Source organism: Ochrobactrum teleogrylli, from assembly GCF_006376685.1.
Taxonomy (GTDB): domain Bacteria; phylum Pseudomonadota; class Alphaproteobacteria; order Rhizobiales; family Rhizobiaceae; genus Brucella; species Brucella teleogrylli.
Window position 1 is genome coordinate 364,630 of the sequence record NZ_VEWL01000003.1, and the last position, 13,482, is coordinate 378,111.

Here is a 13,482-nt window from a genome sequence, read left to right on the forward strand (position 1 = left end):
AAATCATGTTCGGCAAAAGAGGCAACGATTCAGGAAGCAAACAGGATGGCAGCATTGCAAAAGCAATCGCGCCTCAGCCTGTGCAGCGCACGGAGCCTGTTCAGCCGTCCCGCATGCAGGCCGCTGTTCCCACCACGCCTGCCAGACCTGCCCCGCCCACCAGCAGCGGGCGCGAGAAGACCGAAGGCTATTACGACACCAAAGCGCAGGTCTTTTCCGCGCTGATCGACACGATTGATCTGTCGCAGCTTTCGCGCATGGCACCCGATACGGCGCGCGAGGAAATCCGCGATATCGTCAATGATATCATCGCCATCAAGAATTTCGTGATGTCGATTGCCGAGCAGGAAGAACTGCTCGACGACATATGCAACGATGTTCTGGGCTACGGTCCGCTGGAGCCTTTGCTCGCCCGCGACGACATTGCCGATATCATGGTCAATGGTTCGCGCCACACCTATATCGAAGTCGATGGCAGGGTGCAGGAAACGGGTATCCGGTTTCGCGACAACCAGCAGCTTCTCAATATCTGCCAGCGCATCGTCAGCCAGGTCGGCAGGCGCGTCGATGAATCAAGCCCGATCTGCGATGCACGCCTGCCGGACGGGTCGCGCGTCAATGTCATCGCGTCCCCCCTGTCGCTCGACGGCCCGGCGCTCACCATCCGCAAATTCCGCAAGGACAAGCTGACGCTCGACCAGTTGGTGCGTTTCGGCGCGATTTCCAGCGCCGGTGCGGAACTGTTGCAGATCATCAGCCGCGTGCGCTGCAATGTCATCATTTCCGGCGGCACGGGTTCGGGCAAGACCACGCTTTTGAACTGCCTGACCCGCTATATCGATACGCATGAGCGCATCATCACTTGCGAAGATTCCGCCGAACTGCAATTGCAGCAGCCCCATGTCGTGCGCCTTGAAACCCGCCCGCCCAATCTGGAAGGCGAAGGCGAAGTGACCATGCGCGATCTGGTCAAAAACTGCCTGCGTATGCGCCCGGAGCGAATCATCGTCGGCGAAGTGCGCGGACCGGAAGTCTTCGATCTGCTGCAAGCCATGAATACCGGCCATGACGGCTCGATGGGCACCATCCACTCCAACAGCCCGCGCGAATGTCTCAGCCGTATGGAAGCCATGATCGCCATGGGCGGCTATGTGCTGCCGCAGAAGACCGTGCGCGAAATTCTGGTCAACTCCATCGATATCATCATTCAGGCGGCGCGCCTGCGGGACGGTTCGCGTCGCATTACCCATGTGACAGAAGTTGTCGGGCTGGAAGGCGACGTTATCATCACCCAGGATCTGATGCTTTACGACATCAAGGGCGAGGACGCATCCGGGCGTATTCTCGGCACGCACAGTTCGACCGGCATTGGTCGTCCGGCCTTCTGGGAACGCGCGCGCTATTACAACGAAGATAGCCGCCTTGCCACTGTTCTCGACAGTATGGAGACGGTTGACTGATGACCGCCTCCCCCGTCAGCATTCTGATCTTCATTATTCTGGCGGTGGTCGCCTGTGCTGCGCTCGCCTATGTGCTGTTCTATGACAGGCTGGCCAGCAAGGACCCCGCCTCGCGGCGGCTGGAAACCGTGCGCAACTATGCCGAACGCAGTGTCACCCGCAGCGAACGGGACAAAAACACCGATATCCAGAAACGCCGCAAACTGTTGCAGGACAATATCAAGGATCTCGAAGCGCGGCAGAAGCAGCGCGAGAAGAATCAGAAATACCCGCCGCTGCGCATTATGCTGACGCAAGCGGGGCTGAGCGTCACGCTGCGCCAGTTCTATATCTATTCCGGCGTCACGGCCTTCACCGGCCTCCTGATCGGCTTTATTTTCGGCCTGCCGCTTCTGCTTCTTCCCGGCATTGCCATCGCCTGCTTTTTCGGGCTGCCACGCTGGTTTGTGCTGCAAAAACGCAAGCGCCGCCTGAAGAAGTTTCTGGAAGAATTTCCAAACGCGCTCGACGTCATTGTCCGCGCGACAAGGGCGGGCCTGCCGCTCAACGATGGCTTGCGCCTGATCGCCAGCGAGGCGCTGGAGCCGGTCAAAGGCGAATTCAAGAAAGTCGTTGAAGCCCAGCAGATGGGGCTGTCGATCCCCGAAGCTGTTGGCAAGATGCCCGACAGCATGCCCTGCCCCGAAACCAACTTCTTCGCCATCGTGATCCAGATTCAGTCTCAGGCGGGCGGCAATCTTTCCGAAGCGCTGAACAATCTGTCCAAGGTGCTGCGTGATCGCAAGAAGATGAAAGCCAAGGTCGATGCGCTTTCGATGGAAGCAAAGGCATCAGCCGCCATCATCGGCGCGCTGCCCTTTATCGTCATGGTGCTGGTCTATCTGACCAGTCCGCAATATATGACGCTGCTTTTCACGTCATCAACCGGCCATATGCTGTTGGGCATTGCCGCCGTGCTGATGGCGACCGGCATCTTCATCATGAAGAACATGATCAATTTCGATATGTGAGGCGCAGACCATGTTTTCTCTCCTCATCGAAAAACTGAGTGACCCGCAATTTCTGATCGCCATGCTGATCACGGTTGCGGTCTTCGCTGCCATCGTCACTGTTGTCATGCCGGTCCTCAGCACCAGTGTTTTGAAATCACGCATGAAATCGGTTGCCATTGAGCGCGAGGCGATCCGCTCGCGCGAACGCGCGCGGCTAGCAACGGAAAACGACCGGCGCAACAGCCTGCGTCACCAACAGAAGCAGGGCATTCGCGACTTCGTCGAAAGGCTTGATCTGAAAAAGGCGCTGGCCGACGAAAAGACGATTGCAGCACTCAGAACGGCCGGTTTTCGCGGGCAAAACCCGCTCAACATCTTCCTGTTTCTGCGCTTCGTGCTGCCTTTCGGCGCGATGACGCTGGCAGCCTTTTACGTCTTCGTGCTCGGCAATCTGCCGGACCACTCGTTCTTCGTCCGGATTTTCGTCTGTATTCTGGCCGGTTATGCCGGGTTCTATGCGCCGAACCTCTATGTTTCCAACAAGGCGACCAAGCGCAAGCAGTCGATCCGCCGGGCCTGGCCGGATGCACTCGACCTCATGCTGATCTGCGTCGAATCGGGCATGTCGATTGAAGCAGCCTTTCGCAAGGTGGCCGACGAAATCGGCATACAATCGGTGGAACTGGCGGAAGAACTGATGCTCACCAATGCCGAGCTGTCATTCCTGCCCGAGCGCCGTCAGGCCTATGATAATCTCGCCAGTCGCACCGGTGTCGATCAGGTGAAATCAGTTTCGCAGGCGCTCATTCAGGCGGAGCGTTACGGCACGCCGGTGTCGCAGGCGCTCAGAACGCTTTCTCAGGAAAGCCGCGATCTGCGCATGCTGGAAGCGGAAAAGAAAGCAGCAGCCCTGCCGCCGAAACTGACCGTGCCGATGATCGTGTTCTTCCTGCCGGTGCTGTTCATCGTCATTCTTGGCCCGGCCTTCATCCAGATCGCCGCGCAGGGCGGACTGTTCGGTCCGCGCTGATGCTTCGCCGGATGTAAGAAGTCAGCCCTTCGGCTTGTCCTTGAGCATGTTCCAGGAATTCTGCTGCGCCAGCATGGAACGCAGATAATCCGTGTTGGCCTTGGCCTGTTGCGGCGAAAGCTCCTGCGCGGCAATGGTTTCCGCTTCCTGGAAACGTCCCTGCAAGCCGACCGACAGCGCCAGATTCTGACGCACGCGGCTATCCGCGCCGGGCAGAACGGAGGCCTGCCGGAAATAGTTTTCCGCCGCCCTGGAATCACCGGCGAGAAGGTAGGACATGCCCATATTGGAGAGTACCGACGGTTCGTTCGGCTTGATCTGCAGCGCCTTCTGATACATGGCGCGGGCCTGATCCCGATTGCCCATCTGGTCGAGAATGGCACCTTCGGCGGAGACGAGTTTCCAGTCGGGATAGGCCGGGTTCTGCGCACGGCGGATGGCATCAAGTGCGGTGTCGAACTGACCCGCACCGGCCAGCGCCTTGCCATAGGCGGCGAGGACCTGCTGATCCTTCGGATAGGTGATGACCAGCGCGCGCATGACGGCCAGAGCCTGATCGTTGCGGCCAAGCCGGATCAGCACGCCTGCATAATTCAGTGCCGTGCCACGGTCCTTGGGGTTGCGCTCATATTGCGCGCCAAGACGGCCCGCCATCGCGGCAAGCTGTGCGTCGTTCATGTGATCGAAAGTGGCTGCGGTTTCGACGCGTCGCACCGAACCCGTCGTAGTACGGTCCACCGTGTTGCAGCCGGTGAGGACTAGCGCTGAAAGGATAGAAGCCACGCCAAGGCGGAAACCAGCGCCGCCCATTACACCGATGTTGAGCATCCCGCCTCCATATGCGACCGGCGCTACGCCCCGGTCCATCAAGCCCGATTTCTCCTTCATCAATAATCCGTTAACCCTAATGATTGGTTAACAAGCCCCGCATGCACCTGTTTTCAAACGAGGCGCAGCACTCTATCTGTTTTCAAAACTGCCTTGATCGGAAAGAGTGCCATGTCTGTCGAACTCATTGCCCAAAAGTCGGAACAAAGCCGTCCAATCTGGTTTACGAAAAAGGGGCAACTGGAAGAAAACACGCTTCCTGCCCCGGTGATCGCTTGGGCGAAAGCCCATGATTTCGACGGAGAGGCGGGCAAGGTTCTGGTTCTGCCGGGACCGGACGGCGCGATCTCCGGCGCGCTGTTCGGCATTGGCGACGGTGCCAAAGGTGGTCAGTCGCAACTGCTTGCAGGCAAACTCGCACGCAGCCTGCCGGAAGGTGACTGGCATTTCGAAAATGCTGGCGACGAGGCCGGGCTGGCGGCGCTCGCCTTCCTGATGGGCGGCTATCATTTCTCGCGCTACCGCAAGGCAAATGGCAAGACAATCCGTCTTGCTCTGCCAAGCGGTGTCGATGAAGCCGAGACGAAGCGCATCGCCGCAGCGGTTACACTCACGCGTGATCTCATCAACACGCCGACCAACGACATGGGACCGGATGCGCTGGAAAAAGCCGCACGCGAACTGGCCAGCGAACATGGCGCGAAGGTGAGCGTCACGGAAGGCGATGCTCTTCTGGCACAGAATTTTCCGATGATCCATGCGGTCGGACGCGCAGGCGCGATTGCGCCACGTCTGATCGACATCACATGGGGCACGGAAAGCGATCCGAAGATCACGCTGGTCGGCAAGGGCGTCTGCTTCGATACGGGCGGTCTCGATATCAAGCCCGCAAGCGGCATGTTGCTCATGAAAAAGGATATGGGCGGCGCTGCCAATGTGCTCGGCCTTGCCGCCATCGTCATGGGCGCAAAACTGGCCGTGCGGTTGCGCGTACTGATCCCGGCGGTCGAGAATTCAATTGCCGGAAATGCGTTCCGTCCGGGCGATGTTCTGCAAAGCCGCAAGCGACTGACCGTCGAAATAGGCAATACGGATGCGGAAGGCAGGCTGGTGCTGGCGGATGCTCTGGCGCTGGCCGACGAGGAAGAACCGGAATTGCTGATCGATATGGCGACCCTGACCGGTGCAGCGCGTGTGGCGCTCGGTCCTGACCTGCCACCGTTCTTCACCCATGACGATGCGCTGGCGGAAGCCATTGCCGCCAAGGCCGAGGAAACCGCCGATCCGCTGTGGCGCATGCCGCTCTGGCAGCCCTATGCGCAAAAACTGTCGTCACGCATTGCCGATATCAACAATGTCACCACTGACGGTTTTGCCGGATCGGTGACGGCAGCCTTGTTCCTCAGCCGCTTTGTCGAAAAAGCAAAGGCGCATGCGCATTTCGATATTTTCGGCTGGGTGCCGGTGGAGAAACCCGCCTCACCGGTCGGCGGTGAAGCGCAGGCGATCCGTGCGCTCTATCTGCTGCTCAAGGAACGCTACGCTTGATGTTTATCAATCGAAGGCTTCACCGGGATAGACGCCCCATAGCTCCGACTGCTTGATCCAGCCGCGCACGCCGCTGACGTCCATACGGCACCATTGGCCGGTGCACTGGCGCACGGTGCCGACAACACCCGGTTCGATATCGGCAGCGACTGCTGCCGTATCATTGGCATCGCGGCGCATGGTGATCATCTTGCCCTGGTCGTTCTTCAGCCAGGGCGCGGTGATCGCTGTGCGCTTGCCGGACAGGAGCGACTGGTAGACCCAGCCTTCTGTGCCGTCGGCATCGCGGATACGTCGCCAGTTGTCATATTCCTGAATGATCTCGACCGGCAGCCCGGCCTTCATGAACAGCCACGAAACCGGATAGTCGCGCCCCGGCCCGATGCGCAGGTTGACGCGCGCCGGTTTGAGGCTGACGAAGCGCGGCACAGGCAGTCCGCTTGCGCCCGTGGCGGTGCCAGTTGCTTCCGTTTCGGCTGCATGCGCGCTGATCGGCGCTGCCGCGAACAGCAGCCCCAGACACGCGGCAAAGGCCATGAAAAAGCGCTTTACCGAGATGCTCTGAGCCAAAAACCTTTGGGGAAGTACTCTATTCACTGCGCCTCTCGCCGTCCTGTTCTTTACTCAAGACGGTCATGCCTTCAGCGGAAGCGTAAAGCGGCGGGGGCTGTCCGGCATCGCGACCGTCTTGTTTATCGGTCCTGTTTTTCTTTGTCTTTGCCCCGCCGCCTTGATAGAGATGAGCAGCCGAAGCAATATCCCATATTGCACCTTCTTGGTTAAGGAGGTCTCAACATGAAGCTTCAGCACAGAAGTTCGCCCGGAAGCGGGCTTAGAAAACGGGGTGGAGATGTCGAACAAAAAGAAGCCGCTGGTCGTTCTTACGAGAAAACTGCCGGACCCGGTGGAAACCCGAATGCGGGAATTGTTCGATGCACGTCTCAATATAGACGACCACCGTATGACCCAGCCGGAAATCATCGCCGCGCTGAAAGAGGCCGATGTTCTCGTGCCCTGCATCACGGATGTGATCGACGCCGCCGCCATCGAACAGGCCGGACCCAATCTCAAGCTGATCGCCAATTTCGGCAATGGCGTCGATAATATCGATGTAGCCGCCGCTGCAAAGCGCGGCATTACCGTAACCAACACGCCGAATGTGCTCACCGAAGATACCGCCGACATGACGCTGGCGCTGCTTCTGTCGGCCCCGCGCCGCCTTGTGGAAGGCGCGAATGTGCTGAACGAGCGCGATGGCAAATGGCCGGGCTGGTCGCCGACATGGATGCTCGGACGCCGCATCTGGGGCAAGCGCCTCGGCATTGTCGGCATGGGCCGCATCGGCACCGCCGTGGCGCGTCGCGCCAAGGCTTTCGGCTTGTCGATCCATTATCACAATCGCAAACGCGTCAGCCCGCAGGTCGAGGAAGAGCTGGAAGCGACCTATTGGGACAGCCTCGACCAGATGCTAGCCCGCATGGACATTATCTCGGTCAATTGCCCTTCGACGCCGGCCACATTTCATCTGCTCTCGGCTCGTCGCATCGCGCTGATGCAGCCGACGGCCTATCTGGTCAACACCGCGCGCGGCCAGATCATCGATGAAAACGCCTTGATCGATCTGATCGAGCAAGGCCGCATCGCCGGTGCCGGGCTGGACGTGTTCGAGAACGAACCTGCGGTCAATCCGCGCCTGCTGGCGCTTGCCGAAAAGGGCAAGGTCGTGCTGCTGCCACATATGGGTTCAGCCACGATTGAAGGCCGCATCGATATGGGTGACAAGGTCATCATCAATATCAAGGCTTTCGTCGACGGACACCGGACGCCGGATCGGGTTCTTCCAAACCGCGTTTAAGTTCGGCTGTTCGTTTTTCCATCGATGAATTTCAGAACCGTGTGGGCGTAAAGCCGGGGATTTTCCACCGGCACGCCGTGGCCTGAATCGGGCAGGATAATCAGTTCTGCACCGGGAATCTGGCTGGCGATGAATTCCGTATGTTCACGCGTGACGGCTGTATCGTGATCGCCGATCACGATGGCGGTGCGCACCTTTATCTGTGATAGGTCTTCATCGGTATAGTTCGGTTCATTCGCCCAGAGCGCATGAATTTCCTTGTCGATGCTTTCGTAGTGGCGAAGTTCAGGGATGGGCCGTCCCTCAGCTATCGCTTCGATATAGCCGGTATTGCCTTCGGGCGAGACATTGGCAGCCTGCGCGAACAGGCTGTTCAGGCGCTCAGGGTAACGCATGGCGATATCGAGCCCGATAATGCCGCCATCGCTCCAGCCCACCAGATCGACCTTGTCGATATGCAGAAAGTCCATGAGCGCCACATAATCGTCAGCCATCAGGCCATAAGTGAGCGGTTCAGTCGTGCGGGTGGAACGCCCCTGCCCGCGACTGTCGGCGACGATCACCGTGTGATGACGCGCCAATATCGGCAGTTGCGCATCCCAGACATGCTGGTCGGACAGACCGCCCGGTATCAGCAGGATCGGCGGTCCCTTACCGACGATCCGGTAATACATTTCGATACCGTTGACTTCGGCAAAGGCGGCTGGCGAAGCGGGAATGGTCACGCGCGCTATCCTTTCGGATGAAACCGCTGAAGGGATGAGGACAGCAAGACCAAGCGCCATGGCGACAAAGCCTGCACCTTGAAACATCCTGTTTCCCGTCATCGGCCCGACCTTTCATGGACCTGTTTAAAGCAGTCGCTGCGCAATCAGGGTCTGCGGATCAGCGTCGGCAGATCATAGAGATAAGCGATGCGCTTGATCGCATCCTGCAACGGTTCCAGCGTCACGGTCATGGTGTGACCGCTGGCATGGATCAGCATGTCGGGCGCAGCGCAGATCGCGACATGCCCCTTCCAGAAAACAAGATCGCCACGCTGGAGATTGGAATAATCCGCATTCGGCTCCACCACCGTGCCCAGCGTATTTTGCTGCATGTCGGAATCGCGCAGAACCTTGCGGCCCGCGACCCACATGGCAAGCTGAACCAGACCGGAACAATCAATGCCGAAGCCGGACGTGCCGCCCCAAAGATAGGGCGTATGCAACAGCGTTTCCGCCACGGCCACATAGTCGGCAGCGTGTTCGCCGATTGGCGCCAGATGGCTTGCAATCATCGCCTCGCCGCTTTCCAGCACGGCATAAGGAGTGCCGCGCGTTTCGGCAGCGCCCACGATCCGCACGCGTGAACCAAGCGACAGCGCCTGTGTGTGCGGAAAACGCAAATCGGAGCCGGGATAGACAAAGGTTCGCGGCACGATGACCATATGGGTGGCTTCGCCCTGCGGTTTTTCGATGAACGACGCCGAGACATAACCCGTATAACCGTCACGCTCGGCCTGCACCCAGCACCAGCCGTCCATTTCCTCGAAAACGCGCACCGTGTCGCCAAAAATGATCTGGGTCTGGGGTCCGCTGTCCGGGCGCGGCTGCGACCGGAGATCAACCACCGGCGCGGTCACCTGCATTTCGGTTCCGGCTATAAAGCGGGCCGCCTGCACCCGGTCGTTCAATCGCTCATCGGCGAGATCGGCGCGATAGGCATTGAGGCGGCGGTCGAGCGTGGTCACATCGGAACTCATGGGCAGACACTCATAAAGGTAACTCTCTGGCTTTGGCGATCACCAGATCGCCCAGTCGTTCAACATAAAGCGCACCGGCGACAGTTCTCTTAACTAGCACATTTCGCCGGTCTTTTTCATCACGATGACGGGATAGAAGGTCGAGCGTACCCATCGTGTCGAGCGCGCGCGTGACCACCGGCTTGGTGACATCCAGTTTTGCCGCAAGCCCCCGCACCGTATGCGGCGGAGGCTCCAGATAGATTGTCAGAAGAATAGCGGTCTGCCGCGTCGTGAGATCTGGCATCTCGTCACGTATCTGCCCCAGCGACAGGGTCTTCAGCAATGTCAGCGCCTGTATCGGCTTCATCTCAACCGGCATCCGCTATCCTCTACACCAAGGATTGTTTCGGAACCGTTTTATTCAACCCGCTTTCGCTGTTTCTGGCAAGAACTTTATGGCAGCTAACAAAAAAGCGGCCGAAGCCGCTTATCAGTAATCCGTCAGGATCGAACTGTCACTGCGTCTTGCGACGGAGGCGAACGATAATGTCCACATTGACGATTTCCATGCCTTCCGGTGCGTCGGGCATATTGGCAACCGTCGGCTGGCCGCGTTCGCCATGCGGAATATCGAACACGACATTTTCCCCTTCGAGGAAGAAGTGCTGATGGTCCGAAATATTCGTGTCGAAATAAGTCTTGGAGCCTTCCACCGCGATGATGCGGAGCATTCCGGCTTCCGTGAACTGGTGCAATGTGTTGTAAACGGTAGCGAGAGACACCGGCACATCCGCCATGACCGCCTGTTCGTGGAGGTCTTCAGCGGACAGGTGGCGATCACCTTGCGAAAAAATCAGACTGGCAAGCGCAACGCGCTGGCGCGTCGGACGCAGGCCGCAATCGCGGAGCCGTTCTTCCATAGAGACCGTCGAGTGGGTATGTGTAGACTGCATATTCACCGCTGGTTCCGTTACAAGCTTGTAGCAAATTCGTCAAAGATTGAACGGGCTGTTGCCCATTGCATACTGACATTGATATATGCCGTTGCGAAATAAGTATCAATAGGCTTGGAGTTTGCCCGTTTTTTCGGGAAAATCCATTGCATATTTTTATGGTCGCTAAGGTTTTGTACGGGAACCAGTCTGTGATAGGGGTGTTCCGACTTGACGACCAGAAAGAGATAGAGCGGTTTGGGTGTTTGCGCTAAAACCGTTCCGAATGACAACCGGGCCGGATTGCCGGCCGATAGCGAATAAACCTCAAGGGAGGCGAAATGGCAGAACAGAAATCAAGCTACGGGTATGAAGAACTCCTCAGCTGCGGGCGCGGCGAGATGTTCGGCCCCGGCAATGCCCAGCTTCCCCTGCCGCCAATGCTGATGGTGCACCGCATCACCGATATTTCCGAAACCGGTGGAGAGTTCGGCAAGGGTTATATCCGCGCCGAATACGACGTGCGCCCTGACGACTGGTATTTTCCATGCCATTTCCAGGGCAACCCGATCATGCCGGGCTGCCTCGGCCTTGACGGCATGTGGCAGCTGACCGGCTTCTTCCTTGGCTGGCTCGGCGAACCGGGCCGCGGCATGGCGCTTTCGACCGGCGAAGTGAAATTCAAGGGCATGGTGCGCCCGCACACCAAGCTTCTCGAATATGGCATCGACTTCAAGCGCGTCATGCGCGGACGTCTTGTGCTCGGCACCGCCGATGGCTGGCTGAAAGCCGATGGCGAAACCATCTACAAGGCCACCGATCTGCGCGTCGGCCTTTCAAAGGAAGGCGACGGACAATAATCGTCTGAACCAACCATTATTCACGGGCGCGACGGCAAAAACGAACAGTTTTTATGCGGTCGCGCTCAAAACATGCGAAGATCGCACCTATGTAACGGCGACGAGGCAGTCTTGACCCAAGCGACTGCCGCTCGACGAGCAAAGGTGTAAAGGAGAACGCGATGCGGCGTGTGGTCGTAACGGGTATGGGGATCGTATCCTCGATTGGCAACAACACCGAAGAGGTGACGGCCTCGCTGCGCGAAGCCAAATCCGGCATCTCGCGTGCGGAAGAATATGCCGAACTGGGTTTCCGCTGCCAGGTGCACGGCGCACCGAAGATCGATGTCGAATCCCTCGTGGACCGTCGCGCCATGCGCTTCCACGGTCGCGGCACCGCCTGGAATCACATCGCCATGGATCAGGCGATTGCCGATGCTGGTCTTTCGGAAGACGAAGTCTCCAACGACCGCACCGGCATCATCATGGGTTCGGGCGGTCCTTCCACCCGCACCATCGTTGATTCCGCCGACATCACCCGTGAAAAGGGCCCGAAGCGCGTCGGTCCGTTCGCCGTGCCGAAGGCCATGAGCTCGACGGCGTCCGCGACGCTGGCGACCTTCTTCAAGATCAAGGGCATCAACTATTCGATCTCCTCGGCCTGCGCGACATCCAACCATTGCATCGGCAATGCGTTCGAGATGATCCAGTATGGCAAGCAGGACCGCATGTTTGCGGGCGGCTGCGAAGATCTCGACTGGACGCTTTCGGTGCTATTCGACGCCATGGGCGCGATGGCGACCAAGTATAACGACACGCCTGCCACCGCATCACGCGCTTATGACAAGAACCGTGACGGCTTTGTGATTGCAGGCGGCGCTGGCGTTCTGGTGCTGGAAGATCTCGAAACCGCGCTCGCACGCGGCGCGAAGATCTATGGCGAAATCGTCGGCTATGGCGCAACCTCCGACGGCTACGACATGGTCGCTCCGTCCGGTGAAGGCGCGATCCGCTGCATGAAGATGGCGCTTTCGACCGTCAAGACCAAGATCGACTACATCAACCCGCACGCAACCTCGACGCCAGCTGGTGATGCGCCGGAAATCGACGCCATCCGTCAGGTGTTCGGCTCGGGCGACGCATGCCCGCCGATTGCCGCGACCAAGTCGCTGACCGGCCATTCGCTGGGCGCAACGGGCGTGCAGGAAGCGATCTATTCGCTTTTGATGATGCAGAATAATTTCATTTGCGAAAGCGCGCATATCGAAGAATTGGACCCTGCCTTCGCGGACATGCCTATCGTCCGCAAGCGCATCGATAATGCTCAGCTCAATACCGTGCTCTCCAACTCCTTCGGGTTTGGCGGCACCAATGCGACGCTGGTTTTCCAGCGCTACCAGAGCTGAGGGAGAGGGGAATATGGAAGGTTTGATGCAAGGAAAACGCGGCCTCATCATGGGGGTCGCGAATAATCATTCTCTGGCATGGGGCATCTCGAAGCAACTGGCCGCACAGGGCGCGGAACTCGCTTTCACCTATCAGGGCGATGCGCTGGGCAAGCGCGTGAAGCCGCTGGCCGAACAGGTCGGCTCGGACCTCGTCCTGCCCTGCGATGTCGAAGACATTTCTACGGTCGATGCGGTTTTTGCCGAAATCGAGAAGAAGTGGGGCAAGCTCGATTTCATCGTTCACGCCATCGGTTTTTCCGACAAGACCGAACTGAAGGGCCGTTACGCAGACGTCACCACGCGCGATAATTTCAGCCGGACCATGGTGATTTCCGCCTACTCCTTCACGGAAATGGCGCAGCGCGCTGAAAGGCTGATGAAGGACGGCGGTTCAATCCTGACGCTGACCTATGGCGGCTCGACCCGCACGATCCCGAACTACAACGTTATGGGCGTTGCCAAGGCGGCGCTTGAAGCCATGGTTCGCTATCTGGCTGCCGATTACGGCCCGCAGGGCATCCGCGTCAATGCCATTTCGGCTGGCCCGGTGCGCACGCTGGCCGGTGCTGGCATCGGCGATGCGCGCGCAATCTTCAGCTATCAGCGCCGCAATTCGCCGCTGCGCCGCACGGTCGACATCGACGATGTCGGCAAATCGGCTGTCTATCTCCTGTCCGATCTGTCGAGCGGCGTGACCGGCGAAATCCATTATGTGGATTCCGGCTACAACATCGTTTCAATGCCGACGCTGGAAGAGTTGAAAAGCTCCGACGCCGAACGCGGCGAGTAAGCTTTACATTGCTCAACAAAAAGCCCGGCATCTT

At 58.7% G+C, this 13,482-nt stretch carries 15 protein-coding genes; 8 read left to right on the top strand and 7 right to left on the bottom strand.

The genetic code is table 11. From position 1 onward, the window contains the following. Window positions 1-5 precede the first annotated feature (5 nt). The 3 genes from FIC94_RS08250 to FIC94_RS08260 are packed head-to-tail and all read left to right on the top strand — an operon-like array spanning window position 6 to window position 3,482. Window positions 6-1,460 carry a TadA family conjugal transfer-associated ATPase gene (locus FIC94_RS08250; RefSeq protein WP_109370124.1) on the top strand — a complete coding sequence of 485 codons (1,455 nt, stop codon included), beginning with the start codon at window positions 6-8 and terminating at the stop codon, window positions 1,458-1,460. After that, on the top strand, window positions 1,460-2,470 hold the full coding sequence (locus FIC94_RS08255; protein WP_140024528.1) for a type II secretion system F family protein: 1,011 nt from the start codon (window positions 1,460-1,462) through the stop codon (window positions 2,468-2,470). Before FIC94_RS08250 ends, FIC94_RS08255 begins: the two co-directional genes overlap by 1 nt. 10 nt (window positions 2,471-2,480) lie before the next feature. Continuing rightward, entirely contained in the window at window positions 2,481-3,482 is a 1,002-nt protein-coding gene (locus FIC94_RS08260) for a type II secretion system F family protein (RefSeq protein WP_140024529.1), read from the top strand. 21 nt (window positions 3,483-3,503) lie between these two features. On the opposite strand, the gene FIC94_RS08265 is transcribed toward FIC94_RS08260, so the two are convergent. After that, entirely contained in the window at window positions 3,504-4,310 is an 807-nt protein-coding gene (locus FIC94_RS08265; RefSeq protein ID WP_140024560.1) for a tetratricopeptide repeat protein, read from the bottom strand. Between the two features lie 171 nt (window positions 4,311-4,481). Here FIC94_RS08265 and FIC94_RS08270 point away from each other — a divergent pair, with 171 nt between their 5' ends. Continuing rightward, window positions 4,482-5,858: a leucyl aminopeptidase family protein gene (locus tag FIC94_RS08270; RefSeq protein WP_140024530.1), complete on the top strand. Its 1,377-nt coding sequence runs from the start codon at window positions 4,482-4,484 to the stop codon at window positions 5,856-5,858. 6 nt (window positions 5,859-5,864) lie between these two features. On the opposite strand, the gene FIC94_RS08275 is transcribed toward FIC94_RS08270, so the two are convergent. Continuing rightward, complete coding sequence (locus FIC94_RS08275; protein ID WP_109370347.1) at window positions 5,865-6,395, bottom strand: SH3 domain-containing protein; 531 nt, start codon at window positions 6,393-6,395, stop codon at window positions 5,865-5,867. 96 nt (window positions 6,396-6,491) lie between these two features. After that, on the bottom strand, window positions 6,492-6,668 hold the full coding sequence (locus tag FIC94_RS22390; protein WP_180917932.1) for a hypothetical protein: 177 nt from the start codon (window positions 6,666-6,668) through the stop codon (window positions 6,492-6,494). A 40-nt stretch (window positions 6,669-6,708) separates the two neighbouring features. Here FIC94_RS22390 and FIC94_RS08280 point away from each other — a divergent pair, with 40 nt between their 5' ends. Further along, window positions 6,709-7,713: a 2-hydroxyacid dehydrogenase gene (locus FIC94_RS08280; protein ID WP_109370120.1), complete on the top strand. Its 1,005-nt coding sequence runs from the start codon at window positions 6,709-6,711 to the stop codon at window positions 7,711-7,713. Here FIC94_RS08280 and FIC94_RS08285 read toward each other — a convergent pair. The 4 genes from FIC94_RS08285 to irrA form a co-directional block, all read right to left on the bottom strand. Further along, on the bottom strand, window positions 7,710-8,540 hold the full coding sequence (locus tag FIC94_RS08285; protein WP_235858893.1) for an alpha/beta fold hydrolase: 831 nt from the start codon (window positions 8,538-8,540) through the stop codon (window positions 7,710-7,712). The two genes, FIC94_RS08280 and FIC94_RS08285, sit on opposite strands and share 4 nt — an antisense overlap. Window positions 8,541-8,584: 44 nt before the next feature. Continuing rightward, the gene (locus FIC94_RS08290) at window positions 8,585-9,457 is read right to left on the bottom strand and encodes a C40 family peptidase (RefSeq protein WP_109370118.1); all 873 of its coding nucleotides are present in this window, start codon (window positions 9,455-9,457) and stop codon (window positions 8,585-8,587) included. Window positions 9,458-9,467: 10 nt separating this feature from the next. Then, window positions 9,468-9,818 (bottom strand): MarR family transcriptional regulator, encoded by a 351-nt coding sequence (locus FIC94_RS08295; protein WP_109370117.1) that lies wholly within the window; start codon window positions 9,816-9,818, stop codon window positions 9,468-9,470. 136 nt (window positions 9,819-9,954) lie between these two features. Beyond that, window positions 9,955-10,392 carry an iron response transcriptional regulator IrrA gene (gene irrA / locus FIC94_RS08300; RefSeq protein WP_109370116.1) on the bottom strand — a complete coding sequence of 146 codons (438 nt, stop codon included), beginning with the start codon at window positions 10,390-10,392 and terminating at the stop codon, window positions 9,955-9,957. Window positions 10,393-10,712: 320 nt separating this feature from the next. Between irrA and fabA the strand changes: the two genes are divergently transcribed. The 3 genes from fabA (at window position 10,713) to fabI (ending at window position 13,448) form a co-directional block, all read left to right on the top strand. Then, window positions 10,713-11,231: a 3-hydroxyacyl-[acyl-carrier-protein] dehydratase FabA gene (gene fabA, locus FIC94_RS08305; protein WP_121537008.1), complete on the top strand. Its 519-nt coding sequence runs from the start codon at window positions 10,713-10,715 to the stop codon at window positions 11,229-11,231. Window positions 11,232-11,392: 161 nt separating this feature from the next. Continuing rightward, on the top strand, window positions 11,393-12,616 hold the full coding sequence (gene fabB, locus FIC94_RS08310; protein ID WP_109370114.1) for a beta-ketoacyl-ACP synthase I: 1,224 nt from the start codon (window positions 11,393-11,395) through the stop codon (window positions 12,614-12,616). 13 nt (window positions 12,617-12,629) lie between these two features. Next, window positions 12,630-13,448, top strand: coding sequence for an enoyl-ACP reductase FabI (gene fabI, locus FIC94_RS08315; RefSeq protein ID WP_109370113.1), 819 nt, complete (start codon window positions 12,630-12,632; stop codon window positions 13,446-13,448). Window positions 13,449-13,482 lie beyond the last annotated feature (34 nt).